Here is an 18,592-nt window from a genome sequence, read left to right on the forward strand (position 1 = left end):
ATCCCGCTTTCTACAAAAATAGAAGTATCTCAGGTCTATTGTACCCGAAATACTTCTATTTTGTTAGGTTAGGCTTCTGCTTTTAAATCAGAAATTCTTTCCTTAGTTGCTGCTAACTTAATTTGGTAGTCAGCTAATTTTTCTTTTTCTTTTGTTACAACAGCTTCAGGTGCGCTGGCAACAAATTTTTCATTGCCTAATTTTTTAGTTCCGCGCATAACTTCACCATCGAGTTTTTTAACTTCTTTTTCAAGACGGGCAATTTCATCATTCAAATCAATCAACTCAGCAAGTGGCATGTAAACTTCTGCCCCTGTGATAACAGACGTCATTGCTAATTTAGGTGCAACAACATCTGGGCTGATTTGAAGTTCTTTAGGATGACAGAATCGTTGAATAAATTCTTGATTATCCTCAAAAATAACTTTCGTTTTAGCATCCGTTGTTTTAATCAATAAATCAACCGCACTAGACATAGGTGCATTTACTTCTGCACGATTATTTCTAACGGCACGAATTAATTCAATTAAATTATTCATATCAGTCACTGATTGTTCATCTTCAAACTCTGGATGCACAACTGGGTAATCTGCCACAACAATTGATTCCCCTTCATGCGGCATTGTTAACCAAAGTTCTTCAGTCACGAATGGCACAATTGGGTGAAGTAATTTCAATGTTTGGTCTAACACATAAGCCAAAATTTGTTGTGTATTTTGCTTAATAGCTTGATCTTCACCATTAAGATTTTCTTTACTCATTTCAATATACCAATCACAGAAATCATTCCAAATAAAGTTGTATAAAGCACGACCGGCTTCACCGAATTCAAATGTATCAAATAAACGTGTGACTTCAGAAACCGTTGTGTTCAAGCGACTTAATATCCACTTATCCACTAGTTGCCATTCTGATTTAGCTGGTAATTCAATCTTATCAACACCATCTAAATTCATAATAACAAAACGGCTGGCATTCCAAATTTTATTGATAAAGTTCCAAGAGGCGTCCATTTTAGTATAACTAAAACGAACATCTTGGCCTGGTGCAGATCCATTAGATAAGAACCAACGAAGCGCATCAGCACCATATTTTTCAATCACATCCATGGGATCAATTCCGTTACCAAGTGATTTACTCATTTTACGACCATTTTCATCACGGATTAACCCATGAATAAGCACATGTTCAAATGGACGTTCATCGGTAAATTCTAAGCTTTGGAAAATCATACGTGATACCCAGAAGAAAATAATATCATAGCCTGTAACAAGTGTATTTGTTGGGAAATAACGTTTGAAATCTGGTGCATCCGTATTTGGCCAACCCATCGTTGAAAATGGCCATAGCGCACTTGAGAACCAGGTATCTAGCACATCATTATCTTGTTCCCAGTTTTCTATATCCGTTGGTGCAACTTCACCAACGTACATCTCACCAGTTTCTTTATGGTACCAAGCTGGGATTTGATGACCCCACCATAATTGACGTGAAATAACCCAATCATGAACATTTTCCATCCATTGTGTAAAGGTATTTTCAAATCGTTCTGGTACGAATCCAACTTTATCTTCCCCTTGTTGGAATTTTAAAGCTTCTTCAGCAAGTGGTTTCATTTTAACGAACCATTGTGTTGATAATCGGGCTTCAACTTGAACCCCAGTTCTTTCAGAATGTCCAACACTATGTGTAATTGGATCAATCTTAATCATTAAGTCTTCAGCTTCAAGATCTTTAACGATTGCTTTACGTGCTTCAAAACGATCCATACCCACATATTTGCCAGCATTTTCGTTCATCGTTGCATCTTCGTTCATTGTGTTGATACGAGGCAAGTTATGACGATTACCTACCTCAAAATCATTAGGATCATGGGCTGGTGTAATTTTAACCATCCCTGTTCCAAATCCCATATCAACATAATGATCTGTGATAATCGGAATTTCCTTGTTAACAAGCGGTAAAATAACTTTTTTACCAACGATATCTTTGTAACGCTCATCATCAGGATGAACCGCAACCGCAACATCACCCATCATTGTTTCCGGACGTGTTGTTGCAATTTCAATAAAGCCAGAACCATCAGCAAAGGGGTATTTAACATGATAAAAGGCGCCCTCATCATCTTGATGAATAACTTCAATATCTGATAAAGCTGTTCTTGCCTTAGGATCCCAGTTGATAATGTATTCGCCACGGTAAATTAATCCTTTGTTGTATAACTTAACAAAGACTTTTTTAACAGCATCTGACAACCCATCATCTAACGTAAAACGTTCACGACTATAATCGAGAGATAAGCCCATTTTTGCCCACTGTTTGTGGATAACATCAGCATATTCATCTTTCCAATCCCAAACCTGTTGGACAAATTTTTCACGGCCTAAATCATAACGCGTCACACCTTGTTCGGCTAACTTCGCTTCAACTTTGGCTTGTGTGGCAATTCCTGCATGATCCATCCCTGGTAACCAGAGGGTATCAAAACCTTGCATTCTTTTTTGTCTGATTAAAATATCTTGTAATGTTGTATCCCATGCATGACCTAAATGCAATTTACCAGTAACATTAGGCGGTGGGATAACGATAGAGTAAGGCTTGGCTTCTGGGTTAGCATTAGGTTTAAATAAATCTTTTTTCAACCATTCTTCATAACGACCAGGTTCAACCTGACTTGGATCATATTTTGTTGATAATTCAACTTCTTTTGTCATGAGTTCTCCTTTTCATTCATTAATTTTATTTTTAGGCATAAAAAAACACCGTCAGCAAAAAACATTTCTGTTTTAGGACGACAGTGCCGTGGTACCACCTAAATTGGGTTTTAACCCCTCTTAATTACTTTTTTAACGAACCAATAATGTCCGGTTATTCCTACTTTGTTTCAGAATAACAACTCCCGAGCTACCACCATAGTGTCTGATTAAAATGTTTCAGCCTAGCATTTTATCTCTGAAATGACTGGTGTTCCCGTTCTTCGTCTGTAGTCATATTCTAGCGTTTATTCTGAAAATCGTCAATATCTTATTTTTTTAATTCTTTAAGTAAAGTCGCATAATCTGGTTCATCTGAAATTTCTGTGACGAGTTCTTCATAAATTACCTGTCCAGTTTCATCCAAAATAAAAACCATTCGTGCCATGTGGCCAAATTCAGGCACATCTAATCCCGTAACTTTGGCAAAATCACCTTTGTCAGCATGCAGTAATTGTAAATTAGTGATACCCTCAGCTGCACACCAATTCTTTTGATCTTCTTTTGAATCATCAGAAACTGTGATAAATTCAATATCTTTAAAATGATCCGCTTCCATATTAAATCGTTTTGTTTCTATACTACAAACACGTGTATTAATACTTGGAACAACACTTAATAACAATTTCTTACCATTTTTCTTAGGCAACGTTACTGCTTGATCATTTTCATCATATGCAACAACCGTAGGAAAAATAGCGCCTACTTTAGGTGCTTCACCAACTGTATCCATTTCATTACCATGACGAGTTACTTTCATAATTGACCACCCTTTCTTTATTTATCCTTATTCTACGCAATTATCAATCAAGAAGCGACTTATTTGATTGGACAAAAAAAGATTAGAAAAATTTCTAATCTTTAAAGGGTCTATAACAATTCTGCAAATAAATCACTATTTTCATTCAAGTATTCGTCACCAATATGAATCTTGCTAACTTTAATGCCTGCTAGTGCACGTTCCATCAAACCATCAATGTCCAAACGTGCTTCAAATTCTCTTGAACGATCTAAACGAGGTTTTGTTTTAGGTGCTGGTGGGGCAAAAATAGTACAACAATCTTCAAATGGTTTAATTGAAAGGTTAAACGTATCAATTTTCTTAGCAACATCAATAATTTCATTTTTATCCATTGAAACTACTGGACGAATAATTGGCATTGTTGTGACATCGTTAATTGCGACCATACTTTCAAGTGTTTGAGAAGCCACTTGACCTAATGATTCACCATTAAAGATGGCTAATCCATTACGCATCTCAGCAATTTTTTCTGTCAAACGTAACATGAAACGACGGGTAATTGTCATCAAGTATGGTGCTGGCACGTCATGCTTAATTTGTTCTTGAATTTCAGTAAATGGTACTTCAATGAACTGAATTGTGCCAACATAAGGTGTCAATTTAACCGTTAATTCTTTAGCCTTAGCTAAAGCTTGTTCACTTGTATATGGTGGACTGAAGAAATGGACCATTTCCATTGAAACGCCACGTTTCATACCAAGATAGCCAGCAACTGGTGAATCAATCCCACCTGACAACATCAGCATCCCTTTACCAGCAGTCCCAACAGGCAAACCACCAGCACCGAGACGTGTTTCAGATGATAAGAAAATCCCATTTGCCCGAACTTCAACACGCAAAATAATATCTGGTTGTTTCATTTTAACCGTAATACCAGGTACGTGATCCAAAATCCAACCACCTAATTCATCATTCATTTCATTAGTATCTAATTCAAAGTCATGATCTGAACGGCGTGTATTAACTTTAAATGTTGTGCCTTCAACAAATTGTTCACTTACCATTGCTACCGCAGTTTCTTTAACTAAATCTAAATCTTGTTCAACCCGAATTGCAGGTGAGAAATTTTGAATACCAAAAACTTGTGATAAGCGTTGCATCACTAACTCGCTATCATCACCATTTAAATTGATATGCATACGATCGCGGTTGGCTTTAACAACTAATTTATCAAAATCATGTAAACTATTGTTTACGTTAGTGCCTAAACGATCAATAAAATTCCTCTTGTTTTTTCCTTTTGTTGATAATTCACCGTAACGGACCATTATTTCTGTATATTGCATGTCGACATCCTTTCGTTATTAAGAATTAATTTTTTCAAATTTGTGATATAAAATATCAAAAACGCGATTAAATTCTTCTGCTTCTTCTAATGTATTATTTTCATCAAAACTAATTCGAACAGCTGATTTAGCAAGTGCTTCTGGAACATGCATTGCCAACAAAGTCCCAGATGCTTGATTTTTCTTTGATGAGCAAGCACTCGTCGTCGAGATATAAATACCTTCACTCTCAAATGCATGAACAATTGACTCGCCACGAACGCCTTCAATTGCGAAACATAATATATGCGGCGCAAAATCTGACTGAATTTTAGAAAAAGTTGTAATCTTTCTAAAGTCACTAATATGATCAAAAACCAGCTTTTTAACAGCTTTTTGTTTTGCAACCATTTCAGTTTCATCTTTTAATAACAAGCGTAAAGCTCTTGCCATCCCGGCAATTGCAGGAACATTTTCAGTCCCACTACGCAAGTTATGTTCCTGTCCGCCACCTGTAAGCAGTGGTTCAATATGGCGGCCTCGCTTACTATAAATAAATCCAACACCACGTGGTGCATGGAATTTATGCCCTGAAAATGTCACAAAATCAACTCTATCGCTCATAAAAGCCGCTTGAACACCCTTACCGATAGCCTGAACCGCATCAACGTGAAAATGAACCGTTGGATAATCTTTTAATGCATCTCCAATTTCAACTAAAGGCTGGACTGTTCCAATTTCATTATTAACTGCCATAACTGAAACCAAAATAGTATCAGATCTCAAAGCTGCTTTTAAATCATCAACATTAATGCGACCTTCATCATCAACTGGCAAGTAAGTAACTTCAAAACCAAGTTGTTCCAATTGAGCCATTGTATTCATTACAGCTGGATGTTCAACAGTCGTCGTAATCAAATGCTTACCATGAGCCATTTTAGCCATAGCAGTTCCTTTAATTACCCAATTGTCGCCTTCAGTTCCACTACCAGTGAATAAGATTTCATCTTCAAATACATTTAACAGACTCGCAATTTGTTGTCGTGATTGTTCCAATAAATTATAGGCAACTTCACCTAAATTATTCAAACTAGATGGGTTACCCCATACTTTTTCACTCACTTTATTGTATGTGTCTAAAACTTCTGGTGCGATTTTTGTTGTCGCACTATTATCAAAATAAATCATTAGCTACCTTCTTTTCTGAAAAATACTTTTCTCATTATAATATACTTCGTATCAGATTGACACTATTTATTCATCCCTGGTGTTTCTTTCTGAAATATAAAAATGAGGACTGAACAAATATTTTTGTCTTAGTCCCCACTTAATGGCTGTTATTCAGTTTCAAAGCTATCTTCCATACTGTCATAATATTGTTTTTCTATTTTCTTATATGATCCAGGTTCAACTTTGTCTAATGCAGTAGCAATTGTTTCTAAACTAGCTGCATAATTAAAATCAGTGTTAAACAAACTTTTTGACTTTTCAAATGCGATGACTATTTCTTCATTTGAATTTTTGAATCGATTCGCATATTGCATTAAATTCTCAGATAATGACGCACTATCAATTAAATCATGTGTCTTATCTTGCAAACTTTCAAGATCCGCTTCGATATCGATAATTTGTTTGGCAATTTCACCCATATTAATTTTCAACTTACCGATTGCTGATTCTACTTCTTCAATCTCATCACTAACAACATAGAAAAAGTCTAAATAACTGTTTGGTAATCCCGGTAGATTAACCTGTTCAACTTGTCGTTTGAGTTGATGTAACTCAATATCAAATCTTTGAATGGTTGCACTGGCTTTCTTTTCGTCACTACGTAAATCTTGGATACTGCTATTAATTTCTCGTTGTGTCAATTCAATTTTTTCTAATGCTTTAGAATTTTGTTCAAGACGATCAGCAATCTCACTATAAACTGCCTCATCTGAAGCAATAGCAGTTTGGTCAGTCTCATATTGTACATTAATATCTTTAATCTGTTGATTTAATTTTTGTGCATCTTCCAATTCATTATGACTTAATTCATAATTTTGACCTAGTCTATCAAGCTCAACTAAAAGCATTTGGCTTTGTTTTTCAGCATGATCGATAAATTTACGATACCCTTTTTCTTGCTGTTCAACTTTATCTTTTGCCTTCAATTCTTTTTCCATAACATCATATAAATAATCAATTTGATTTGCCATATTATTAACTTCAACCGTTGTTGACGCAACTTCCAAAACTTCCAATTCACCTAATGCTTTATCAACGCGTGTTTGAATTTCGGCAATTTGTTTGGGAATATCATCTCCAACTGGAAAGTTGTAATTTTCATCCGTTAATTTCATGTAGCCTGATTGTAATTCAGCAAGCTGCCCAGGAAACTCATTTTTTAAACTCTTATATAAAGGTGGAATCTCATCAAGAATTTTTTCCAAAGATGTCGTATCTTCTCTTAACTTACTTAAAACTTTTTCTGCTGTATCATGGTCTCCAGCACTAGTTAATGTTGAAAAACGATCAAAATCATCTTCAAGACCTGTCAATTTATCTTCTAACTTATCAATACTAGGTCCATAAGAAAAGTTTTTTGACAACAAGGTTTTACGTAAATCTTGATATTTTTTTTCGAGTGTATCAACGGCTTGATGGTTACTTTCATCGCTTTGTTTCAAAGAGGTTAATGCCTTATTGATACCGTCATACGTTTTATCAATGGACATCAACTTAACATCAATCTCTGCCGTTAATTGACGGTTAGAAAGAAATTGATATTTAGAATTTGCTTCATAAGCTTCATCAATTTGCATTGTAATTTTAGGTAATTTTGACTCTTGAACTTCTTTAAAATCTGATTGTAACGCTGAAAAGGTTTTAAGGCTCTCGCCTGTTAGACCCAAATTTTCCGTCAATTGAAGTTGTTTTTCAACTTCAGAATGAGAATCGGCTTCTACTTGGCCACGAAATATTTCGAATTTTTTTTCATTGCGTTTCTGAAGAAAAAACGCCGTTGCATAGATAATAATGGCTACTACTATTATTCCAACAAAAATCTGTGTCATACCCTAATCCCGCCTTTAGCTTACTAAAATTTATATTCAATACCAACATTCAAATTTTATGCTTCTAATCATTATATCATAGACTTTTAAAGCCTTCACTAGCTTTTGTATAATATATTGAAATAAATCTTAATTAATACACATTAACTTAGTCTGCAAACAAACATGAAAACTGATTGACATTGACCTTCAAAGACAGTATGATAAGTCTTGTGTAAAATAATGCAGCGGTGAACGGTAAGCTCGTCAACAGTTTGTTGCCCAAGTTTCTTGGTTCAATTAGTACCCTTTCAGCTGCAAAGGTGAACATTGCAAAACAAACTGCACGAATACTAAGTTCACAAAGGATTATTTTACTCCAAAACAAATATTGGAGGAATTTATATATGTCACGTTATACTGGCCCAAGTTGGAAAGTTTCACGTCGATTAGGTCTTTCTTTAACAGGTACTGGTAAAGAATTAGCTCGTCGTCCTTATGCACCCGGTGATCATGGTCAAAACAATCGCCGTAAATTATCAGAATATGGTTTACAATTACGAGAAAAACAAAAGCTCCGTATGATGTACGGTTTATCAGAACGTCAATTTGCTAACTTGTTCATTAAAGCTGGTACAATTCGCGAAGGTAAACATGGTGTTAACTTCATGATCTTACTTGAAGGTCGTTTAGACAATGTTGTTTATCGTTTAGGTTTGGCTTCTACTCGTCGTCAAGCTCGTCAATTGGTAAACCATGGTCATATTACTGTTGATGGCAACCGCGTTGATATTCCTTCATACGCTGTTGAAATTGGTCAAGTAATTTCATTACGTGAAAAATCAAAGAGTTTACAAATTGTTAAAGACGCAATGGACGCATTAGTTGGTCGTCCCCAATTTGTACAATTTGATGCTGATAAATTAGAGGGTTCATTAACTCGTTTACCAGAACGTGAAGAACTTGAAGCAGACATCGATGAATCACTTATCGTTGAATACTACAACAAATTATAATTTCAAACTAAAAAACATCTCATTTTTAATGAGATGTTTTTTTTGTCCAAATTTTATAAATTTCAATTAACGGTATCAAAGTCTCTTTCAAATAATCAAGTTGTTTACATTCATCTAAAGTGAAAAACTTATTTTCAGTGGTTAAATTTTGACCAATCAATAATTCTTTAGTTTTTACCTTGCCCCATTTTTGACTATCTTCTTGCGTTATCCTTCTCGCTAAGGTGATTGTTTCTTTATTCGTATGGTCTACTGACCACAAAAATGTCTCTTCTAGTTTTTGGATTGCCGGAATTGATTCGTTGATTCCCTTTTCGTACAAACTCTTATCCTTAATATCCGCTAATGCAGACAGCCAAATAAATAATCGATCATTCCAGAAACCTATCTCAAAATGTGGCATCATTTTATACCCACGTTTATTTTCACTAAATGCCATCCAAGTATCAGGTGGCGGATTTTTCGACCTTCGGGCATGTTTTGCAATATGCAAATAAAGTTCCACACCCAATTGCTCTTCTAAAAATGGTAACAACTCAGATCCCACTATTTCAAACTTAGGATCAATAATTGTTCGAATTTTTTCTAACCGACCATCCAACGTTTGATCGTTAAAAACTAAAAAATCATCTTTAATAAACATTTCACTCTCTCCTTTTGATCCAAACATGGTATGCTAAAAACATAACTTACTGAAAGGTGGTACTTTAAAATGGCTGAAAATGATTTAGATCCACATCTTCAATCCGGACTTTACGGAACGCCGCAACTTCACCCCGATGAACAAAGAAAATACTTAGGTACCTTTAGAGAACGGGTTAGCTTAACAATGACAATTGATGAAGTAACTGCGGCCAACAATATGGCTGGTTTTGAACAAGAACTCGTTGCACATCCTGATTATCATGCCCTAATTAATGGCATGATTGATCAAAAAGCATTAGCACCTTACATTACGTTACTCCATAAGCATAATGTTAATTTCACATTGACATCGAATAGTGAAAATCCTGTTGGCGCTGAAATTATGGGATTAGTTATCGCAACTGAAAAAACGGCAATCAACGAATCAGTTGTTGCTATTAATGACAAATATCCCATTATTAAAAGTGACGCTCCAGCAAAGAAAAAATCATTTTTTGAAAATTTATTTGACTAATATAACTTGAATCAGCACCTATCATAAAAGTGCTGATTCAAGTTTTTTATTATTTGAACTAACGAGATTCATAAAATGCCAATAATTTCCCGTTCTAAACACCACTATTGGTATAGCCAAGTAACTTTGAAACACCCTTTCTTACTACACTTTCTACTAACTCGACTCAATGCTTAACAGTTCTCACTTTTCTATTATAGTATACCAAATATTCCAGTTAACCTCTCATATTTACGGTTGCCTTCCCACAATTAATTAAGAGCAATATGCTATACTATTCTTTAGTAAACAACGCGAAAGGAGCCATTTATGTTACAACCACTTGCCTTTAGAATGCGACCAACAAAAATTGAAGAAGTTGTTGGTCAACAACACCTCGTCGGACCAGGTAAAATCATTAAACGAATGGTCGACGCAAAACTACTTTCTTCTATGATTTTATACGGCCCACCTGGCACTGGAAAAACGAGTATTGCTAGTGCTATTGCCGGATCAACGCAATATGCATTTCGCAAATTAAATGCGGCAACCGATTCTAAAAAAGATCTTGAAATTGTTGCTGAAGAAGCAAAAATGAGTGGGACTGTCATTTTACTTTTAGATGAAATTCATCGATTAACAAAACCAAAGCAAGATTTCCTATTGCCACATTTAGAAAACGGTCGAATTATTTTAATTGGTGCAACCACTGAAAATCCATATATTACTATCAGTCCGGCTATTAGAAGTCGAACACAGATTTTTGAAGTGAAACCTTTAGATGAAAAAGAAATTGAAATTGCATTGGATCGTGCCTTAGCCAATAAAGAAATTGGACTTGGCAACCTTAACATTAACCTAGAAGGCAATGCCCGATTACATTTAGCTCGGGCAACTAATGGGGATTTACGCAGTTCCCTAAATGCACTGGAGTTAGCTGCCAAATCCACACCACCTGATGCTTCAGGTCTCATTACTCTAACGTTAACAATCATAGAAGAATGTCTGCAGAAAAAAGCGCTAACACATGATAAAGATGGTAACGCACATTATGATGTTATTTCCGCTTTTCAAAAGTCAGTCAGAGGTTCAGATGTTAATGCCGCTCTCCACTACTTAGGTCGCTTAATTCTCGCTGGTGATTTACCTACAATTGCTAGACGTTTAATTACGATGGCTTACGAAGATATTGGGTTAAGCAGCCCTGCTGCCTGCGCAAGAACCGTAACTGCCGTACAAGCTGCTGAAAAAATCGGCTTTCCGGAAGCTAAAATTCCGTTATCAAATGCGGTCATTGACCTTTGCCTTTCACCCAAATCAAACTCAGCTAATGTTGCTATCAACAATGCAATCGCTGATATTGAAAAAGGTGGTTTTGGCGATATTCCTGCTCATTTAAAAGATGCCCACTATAAAGGTGCCGAAGATTTAGGCCATGGTATTGGTTATAAATTTCCTCATGACTACCCTAATGACTGGGTTAAACAACAGTATCTGCCAGATAAATTAAAAGAGGCTAATTACTATGAACCAAAATCAAATGGTCGCTATGAACAAGCGCTTAAAGAACAATATCGCAAATTACATCCAGTAAAAAAATAATCTGTTGACGCTTACATCAAAAATGTTGCACGTTCTAAAAGTCTGTGCTATATTAAGGATGAAGTTCTGAAGTGTACGCGTTATCTTATTAGAATGTTGACCGAACAAATAATTATATCTAGGCGTTAACTTAATAGGCTAGCTGATTTCAAGCCATTTCACTTGGTAGTTAGAAGTTAGTACAGTCGATGCCACCTGCTTCATTGCGGGCTCAACTCACGAAGATGATTAACGGCACTACGCGGATTTTCCAAAGCTTTTGGCTTTGATGGTCTGAGCAAACTCTGTTTGTTCAGGCTTTTTTTTATGCTAATAATAAGGGAGTTTTTTTATGTTAATTCGGATACTTTTAGCCATTCTTTCAGTCTTACTTTTAACCATTGGCTATTACCTATTCTCACATCGCAACAAAAATTTTATGATATTTAAACCCGAAACAAATAGTATTTTAAGATCTATATTACTCATTTTTGGTTTAATTATCAGCATTGAAAGTTTAATCGGGTTAGTTTCAGTCTTAATTTTCATTCCAATATTCTGTGGTCTACTAGTCGCTCTAGCTTGTCTTACCGTTGGCGCTTTAACCATTATTTTATCTTTTTTTATGCATTAAGCTAGATTTGTAACCGTTTTTACTTCTATTTTCACTAAATTTGTCGTAAAATAGAAGTATACAAAAGAAAGAGGTGGATGACCATGTTACAACAATATAAAAATATTTTAGTCCCTGTAGATGGTTCGGATGAAGCAAAATTAGCCTTTGAAAAGGCTGTACAAGTAGCTTTAAGAAATGGCGAAGATTCTACACTTCATCTTTTACACGTCATCGATACTCGAGCATTCCAAAATATCTCAAGTTTTGATACGTCAATGGTTGAACAAGTTAGTGATACAGCAAAAGAAACATTGAATAAATATATTGAACAAGCCAAAAAAGCTGGTCTTAAAAATGTTGATTATGCCATTGAATATGGTTCTCCAAAAGTAATTATTGCAAAAAACGTGCCCATTAATTTAGATATTGACTTAATCGTAATCGGCGCTACTGGCTTAAATGCCGTTGAACGTTTATTAATTGGTTCCGTTACAGAATATGTCACTCGAGTAGCAGAATGTGATGTCTTAGTTGTTAGAACTGATTTAAATAATGTACCTGCACTTAAAAGTAATCTTAAATAACAAAAAAAGAAATTAACCAACTCAGGTTAATTTCTTTTTATTTTGTCTTAAATTCACATGAAATGATGTGGTCATCTACCATCCCCATACTTTGCATCAAGGAATAAACAATTTTTGGACCAACAAACTTAAATCCCAACTTTTTTAATGCCTTAGATAACTGCTTTGATAAATCTGTTTCTGCCGGAACTTCTTCTGCATGTCCCCAAAGATTATTGATTGGTTTATTAGCCACAAATTGCCATAAAAATGCATCAAATGATTGCCCAGCTTGATTCATTTTAACAATGACTTGTGCATTCGTAATAATTGCTAAAATTTTACGTTGGTTACGAATAATACTTGAATTTACCATTAGCTCAGCAACTTTACTGTCATCAAACTGACTCACCTTCTGAATTGAAAAGTTTTCAAAGGCAGCGTTAAAAGCATCACGCTTATTTAACACGGTTTGCCAACTCAAACCTGCCTGCATTAATTCCAAACTTAATAATCCAAATAATTGTTGATCACCAAAGAGTGGTTTCCCCCACTCTTTATCATGATAATCTTGCATCAGTTGATTGCCAGATTGTGCCCATGGACATCTTTCCATACGCTCTCCTCCTGTTTCATTTAACTAAAAAAGATTACTAGCGCTGTTCCCAGACTAGTAATCTTCTTCATTTTAGATTTAGATTTCAGGTAGTTCAGTAAAATCATAATGCAATTCTTTAACAGCAGCATGTTCATCAAATGCTAATTGAATTAATTGATCAATCAATTCTGAATAACCAATACCTGATACTTCCCACAATTGTGGATAAAGTGAAATATTTGTGAAGCCTGGTAATGTGTTTAGTTCACCAAGATATGGAATACCATCTTTAACTAAGAAATCAATTCGTGCTAAACCACGACAACCCAATGCTTCGAAAGCACGTAATGACATGTCCTGGATTTCTTTTGTTAATTCGTCTGGTAATTCTACTGGCATTTCAAATTCGACACCTGAAGCATCAACGAACTTATTATTATAATCGTAAAATACATCAGATTTAGGTACAATAACGGCACCTAATTTTGAAGCCTTTAAATCAGTATTCCCAAGAATTGAGCATTCAATTTCGTCGGGATTTTCAATTGATTCTTCAACTAAAATCTTTGTGTCATATAAAAAGGCATCTTCTAAGCCTTCAATAAATTCTTTTTCATTATGCGCTTTATGAATACCCACTGATGAACCTTGGTTAGCTGGTTTAATAAACACAACATCCCCAAGTTCTTTACTAATATGTGCATAAGTCATTTCGGCACGGTTATTTGCTTTAACAACTAAGTACTTTGTATTTCTGATATTGTTTAACGTTAACATTTTTTTCGTTAAATCTTTATCAAATGAAATTGCTGATGATCGAACATCACTACCAATGTAAGGCTTATCTAAAAGTTTGAATAGCCCTTGGATTGTGCCATCTTCACCCATGTTACCATGGATAACTGGGTAGAATAAATCAATATCTTTCACTTCAGTTAAACTCATAATGTTAGCTAATGGGTTTGTGAAATCAATCGTTGGTAAAACGTCAGCAACCACTTGTGCTTCTGGTTCGCCGTCAAAGATACGACGTGAAGCAGCATCGCCAAGTAATACACCTGTCTTTGTAAACATGAATAAACTAACTTCATATTTATTTTTATCCATTGCATCATAAATATTATGTGCTGAACGTTTTGACACGTCATGTTCTGATGAATTACCACCAAAAAGTAATCCGATGTGTATCTTCTTGTTTGTCATCATATATCCATTCCTCTTTGTGTTATATTTTTTACTCGTCTAAATCCTTAATCTTAATAATACCATGTTCGTACCAATTTTGTCATTTACTTTTACTATTTTATACATAATTTAATGATTAACCTTAAAATAAGCTTAACTAATAAATAAAGACCGTTATTTATCAGTTCTTTAAGCTAGTTAAAAGTCAAAAAAATCTTAATAACCCCCTAAAAAGTAAGGTTATGACACCCTTAATCAATTCATATGCTATAAATCTGCTTGGATAAATAATTTAGTTTAAAATTTAAACGTAAAATAAAAAGCTAGTTAAAAACCAAATTTGGTTTCTAATTAGCTTTTCTTTAATTATTATCTTAAGCGATATGTCCACTTAAACTTTTAATTGTTTCGGGATCTCGATGATCAAAAAATTGACTTGTATTAGTATCCATATCGTTAATCATTTTCATTTCAGCATCAGTCAATTTAAAGTCAAAAATAGCCAAATTATCAACAATTCTTTCCTTATGAACTGATTTTGCCAATGCAACTATTTTTTGTTGCGTTAACCAACGTAGTACAACTTGACCCACATTTTTCTGATACTTATTCGCAATTTCTTGCAAAATTTGATTGGTGAATAAGCCATTACGGCCTTCAGCAAATGGCGCCCATGCTTCTGCCTGTACATTATAGCTGCGCATATAATCTACTGATTCTTTTTCCTGAAAGAAAGGATTTAATTCAATTTGATTAACTGCTGGTTTAACATTATTAAACACAGCTAAGTCAGTTAATTGATCATTATAAAAATTAGAAACACCAATCGATTTAACTTTGCCCTCTTTTTGAGCCTCTTCTAGTGCTCGCCAAGCACCGTAAGTATCCGCATATGGTTGATGTAATAAAACTAAATCAACGTAGTCTAACTTAAGTTTACGTAAACTTTCATCTAACGATGCTTTAGCTTTTTCATAACCAAAATTGCTAATCCATAATTTAGTTGTAATAAAAAGATCTTCTCGTTTAGCCCCAGAACGCTTAATCCCTGCACCAACAGCTTCTTCATTACCATAAGCCTGTGCAGTATCAATTAATTGATAACCCGCTTGAATCGCATCTACTACAGATTGTTCAGCTACTTTTAAATCAGTAATCTGATAAACACCAAAACCCATAACAGGCATTTTATTTCCATCATTTAACGTAACATATTCCATTATTAAAGCCCCTTTTCTACTTTACATTGTACATTAAGCACTATGAAAACCACTTTATAGTACTTAATTTTGATTATTTAACTATTTTCTAACCCAATGGTGCTAACATTTTAATCATTTTTGCTGGTACACCACCAACAACCGTATTATCAGGAACATCCTTAGTCACTACCGCACCTGCACCAACGATGACATTATTACCAATATGCACCCCACCGATAATAGTGGCATTGCCACCAATCCACACATCACTACCAATTGTGATTGGCTTAGTAAAGGATATTAAATAATGACTCCCATCTTCTCGGGTACCAAATCGTTTATTTGCATCTAGTGAATGTGCTCCACAATATAATTTCGTATCAGGTGCAATTACAACACGATCACCCAATGTAATCAAATTTGAATCTTGAAATGTACAGTTTCCATTAATAAAAACATCATCACCAACTTGAATATGTGACCCATAATTTGCGGTAAACTGTCCATTAATCGCTAAACGCTCACCTGATTTTCCAAGTAACTCTTTAATAGCCACTGTCCGTTGTTCTTGATCTATCGTTGTATTAATCGTGTTGATTAAACTTTTTCCTCGAGCAAGCATTTGTTGAATCTCTGGATCACGATAATCATACTCTTGACCCGCTAATAATTTTTCATGTTCTGTCATCATTTTATTACCCCCTTAACATTTATTAGTCTCAGTATAGTCCTTTGAGTTCACTCCAAGTCAACTCATATAATCTTACTTTAAAAAAAAATAGACCACTAATCTCCAATTCATTATCGGAGATTAGTGGTCTAACCTAAATCATTTATTTTAATTTAAACATTTAATATCCACATGAAGAGTAAGAATACGAAGAATAACCCATACATAATAGGATGAACTTCTTTGCGACGACCAGCAGCAATCATTGTGATTGGATAGAAAATCATGCCCAATGCAATCCCATCAGAGATGCTGTACGTTAATGGCATCCCAATGACGATTAAGAATGCTGGAATTGCAATTTCCATTTTTGACCATTCAATTTTTGTTAACGATTGTGCCATCAACACACCAACAATAATTAATGCTGGTGCAGTAACTTGTGTCGTCACAACTGATAATAATGGTGAAAAGAATATCCCAACAATGAATAAGAGACCTGTTGTAACAGAAGTTAACCCTGAACGTCCACCAACTGCGATACCTGCTGAAGATTCAACGTAAGCCCCAACTGGTGATGTTCCTAGAACTGAACCAGCAAGCATTGCTGTTGAATCAGCAACTAAAGCTTTACCAACTCGTGGCATTTTGTTATCTTTCATGAATCCTGCTTGTTGTGCTAGACCAACTAAAGTCCCCGCAGTATCAAAGAAAGTAACCAATAAGAAAGTTAAAACAACCACCCATAATTGAATGGTATTGATGTCACCAATATGCTTAACACCTTGCATAAATGTAGGTGCCAAACTTGGTGCACCAGAAACAATTCCTGTTGGTGCTTTAATTAAATCAGTAACAAATCCAAGAATAACGGTTGCGAACATCCCGATGAAAATACCACCTGGAACACGTCTCACCATTAAAATTGCAGTAACGACTAAGCCAAAAATAGTTAGCCACGTTGTTCCAACTGTTAATGATCCTAACCCAACCACTGTTGATTTATTTGCGACAATTAACCCACCATCTTGTAACCCAATAAAGGCAATAAACAAACCAATACCACTTGAAATTGCATATTTTAAATTACTTGGAATCGCATTAATAATCATTTCACGCAATTTAAAAATTGTGATTAAAATGAAAATTAACGAAGCTACAAATACACCAGCTAAAGCTGTTTGCCATGGAATACCCATACCGATAACAACTGAATATGAAAAGAAAGCATTAATTCCCAATGCTGGTGCAGTTGCGATTGGATATTTAGCTAAAACACCCATTAAGATACAACCTAAGGCACTTGCTAAGGCAGTTGCCGTAAAGACTGCTCCCTTGTCCATCCCTGAGGCACTTAAAACTGTAGGATTGACGAATAATATGTAGGCCATTGAAATGAAAGTTGTAAACCCAGCCAAAACCTCACGTTTTACGGTTGTATGCAACTGATCAATTTCAAAATATGATTTAATGCGATTAATCATTTTAAATCTCCTTTTTATAAATGCATTTGTTCGTGTTTATCTCTCTAACGAGCAATTACTATTGTACTATATTCGTATATTAATGTAAATGACATTAATATACGAAATTTTGTTAAGTATTTCTTATACTGTGATAATTTTATCAATTTTGATATCAAATGGATCAATGTCCCATTCTTCAGAAGTTATATTTTGGACATCAAGACAAAGTGCCACTGTTTTAGGCTGATATTTGGCAATAAATCGATCGTAATAGCCACCACCAAATCCAATTCTTTGATGATTTTTCAAATTGAAACCCACTCCTGGTACAATCACTAAATCCAACTCATTATTTTCAAGCGCAGCATTATACTCAGGTTCCAAAATACCATAATCACTTTTTATCAATACTTGTTCACTAGATAGATATGGTAAAAATGCTAATTGCTTTTCAGGCATTGTTTTTGGCACATATACTTTTTTTCCTTGAGATAGCGCAGCTGCCAATAATTGAGTTGTCTTAAATTCAATCGGTTGACTCAGTGTTACACCAATTGAATGTGCTGACTGCCAATCAGCTGACTGCAAGACTTTATCAATAATAATGGCTTCTTGTGCCTCTTTTTCTAATACCTTATTTTTAGATAAATCAGTCATTTTCTGAATAATTACTTGTCTTATTGCTTGTTTATCCAATCG

Annotated in this window: 16 protein-coding genes; 4 read left to right on the forward strand and 12 right to left on the reverse strand. The window is 34.9% G+C overall.

The annotated features are described in order from the left end of the window. Nucleotides 1–68 precede the first annotated feature (68 nt). The 5 genes from ACVPPR_RS05605 to ezrA all read right to left on the reverse strand — a co-directional run bounded on the left by ACVPPR_RS05605 (nucleotide 69) and on the right by ezrA (nucleotide 7,879). Nucleotides 69–2,714, reverse strand: coding sequence for a valine--tRNA ligase (locus tag ACVPPR_RS05605; RefSeq protein ID WP_462303841.1), 2,646 nt, complete (start codon nucleotides 2,712–2,714; stop codon nucleotides 69–71). A gap of 310 nt (nucleotides 2,715–3,024) precedes the next feature. Then, the gene (gene tpx, locus ACVPPR_RS05610) at nucleotides 3,025–3,513 is read right to left on the reverse strand and encodes a thiol peroxidase (protein ID WP_462303842.1); all 489 of its coding nucleotides are present in this window, start codon (nucleotides 3,511–3,513) and stop codon (nucleotides 3,025–3,027) included. Between the two features lie 110 nt (nucleotides 3,514–3,623). Then, a complete protein-coding gene (gene thiI / locus ACVPPR_RS05615) occupies nucleotides 3,624–4,841 on the reverse strand; it encodes a tRNA uracil 4-sulfurtransferase ThiI (RefSeq protein ID WP_462297403.1) in 1,218 nt (405 codons plus the stop codon). 18 nt (nucleotides 4,842–4,859) lie between these two features. Further along, on the reverse strand, nucleotides 4,860–6,008 hold the full coding sequence (locus tag ACVPPR_RS05620) for a cysteine desulfurase family protein (RefSeq protein ID WP_462303843.1): 1,149 nt from the start codon (nucleotides 6,006–6,008) through the stop codon (nucleotides 4,860–4,862). A 149-nt stretch (nucleotides 6,009–6,157) separates the two neighbouring features. Next, complete coding sequence (ezrA, locus tag ACVPPR_RS05625) at nucleotides 6,158–7,879, reverse strand: septation ring formation regulator EzrA (RefSeq protein ID WP_462303844.1); 1,722 nt, start codon at nucleotides 7,877–7,879, stop codon at nucleotides 6,158–6,160. Between the two features lie 386 nt (nucleotides 7,880–8,265). Between ezrA and rpsD the strand changes: the two genes are divergently transcribed. Continuing rightward, complete coding sequence (rpsD, locus tag ACVPPR_RS05630; protein WP_462297400.1) at nucleotides 8,266–8,874, forward strand: 30S ribosomal protein S4; 609 nt, start codon at nucleotides 8,266–8,268, stop codon at nucleotides 8,872–8,874. Nucleotides 8,875–8,899: 25 nt separating this feature from the next. Here rpsD and ACVPPR_RS05635 read toward each other — a convergent pair whose 3' ends face one another. Next, a complete protein-coding gene (locus ACVPPR_RS05635; RefSeq protein WP_462303845.1) occupies nucleotides 8,900–9,517 on the reverse strand; it encodes a DUF1054 family protein in 618 nt (205 codons plus the stop codon). A 69-nt stretch (nucleotides 9,518–9,586) separates the two neighbouring features. On the opposite strand from ACVPPR_RS05635, the gene ACVPPR_RS05640 reads away from it, so the two are divergent. The 3 genes from ACVPPR_RS05640 (at nucleotide 9,587) to ACVPPR_RS05650 (ending at nucleotide 12,793) form a co-directional block, all read left to right on the forward strand. Then, complete coding sequence (locus ACVPPR_RS05640) at nucleotides 9,587–10,033, forward strand: YueI family protein (protein ID WP_462303846.1); 447 nt, start codon at nucleotides 9,587–9,589, stop codon at nucleotides 10,031–10,033. A 309-nt stretch (nucleotides 10,034–10,342) separates the two neighbouring features. Continuing rightward, nucleotides 10,343–11,614, forward strand: coding sequence for a replication-associated recombination protein A (locus ACVPPR_RS05645; protein WP_462303847.1), 1,272 nt, complete (start codon nucleotides 10,343–10,345; stop codon nucleotides 11,612–11,614). 696 nt (nucleotides 11,615–12,310) lie between these two features. After that, the gene (locus ACVPPR_RS05650; RefSeq protein WP_462297395.1) at nucleotides 12,311–12,793 is read left to right on the forward strand and encodes a universal stress protein; all 483 of its coding nucleotides are present in this window, start codon (nucleotides 12,311–12,313) and stop codon (nucleotides 12,791–12,793) included. Between the two features lie 37 nt (nucleotides 12,794–12,830). On the opposite strand, the gene ACVPPR_RS05655 is transcribed toward ACVPPR_RS05650, so the two are convergent. From ACVPPR_RS05655 to ACVPPR_RS05680, 6 genes are all read right to left on the reverse strand, one after another. Continuing rightward, nucleotides 12,831–13,388 carry a DNA-3-methyladenine glycosylase I gene (locus ACVPPR_RS05655; RefSeq protein WP_462303848.1) on the reverse strand — a complete coding sequence of 186 codons (558 nt, stop codon included), beginning with the start codon at nucleotides 13,386–13,388 and terminating at the stop codon, nucleotides 12,831–12,833. 78 nt (nucleotides 13,389–13,466) lie between these two features. Next, nucleotides 13,467–14,573 carry a D-alanine--D-alanine ligase family protein gene (locus tag ACVPPR_RS05660; protein WP_462297480.1) on the reverse strand — a complete coding sequence of 369 codons (1,107 nt, stop codon included), beginning with the start codon at nucleotides 14,571–14,573 and terminating at the stop codon, nucleotides 13,467–13,469. Nucleotides 14,574–14,929: 356 nt separating this feature from the next. Then, nucleotides 14,930–15,775 carry an aldo/keto reductase gene (locus ACVPPR_RS05665; protein WP_462303849.1) on the reverse strand — a complete coding sequence of 282 codons (846 nt, stop codon included), beginning with the start codon at nucleotides 15,773–15,775 and terminating at the stop codon, nucleotides 14,930–14,932. Between the two features lie 88 nt (nucleotides 15,776–15,863). Further along, entirely contained in the window at nucleotides 15,864–16,448 is a 585-nt protein-coding gene (locus ACVPPR_RS05670; RefSeq protein ID WP_462303850.1) for a sugar O-acetyltransferase, read from the reverse strand. 152 nt (nucleotides 16,449–16,600) lie between these two features. Next, nucleotides 16,601–17,911, reverse strand: a complete 1,311-nt coding sequence (locus ACVPPR_RS05675; RefSeq protein WP_462297391.1) for an NCS2 family permease — start codon at nucleotides 17,909–17,911, stop codon at nucleotides 16,601–16,603. A 123-nt stretch (nucleotides 17,912–18,034) separates the two neighbouring features. Then, entirely contained in the window at nucleotides 18,035–18,589 is a 555-nt protein-coding gene (locus ACVPPR_RS05680) for a 5-formyltetrahydrofolate cyclo-ligase (RefSeq protein WP_462303851.1), read from the reverse strand. Nucleotides 18,590–18,592: the final 3 nt, after the last annotated feature.

It is taken from the genome of Dellaglioa sp. L3N (assembly GCF_054941095.1).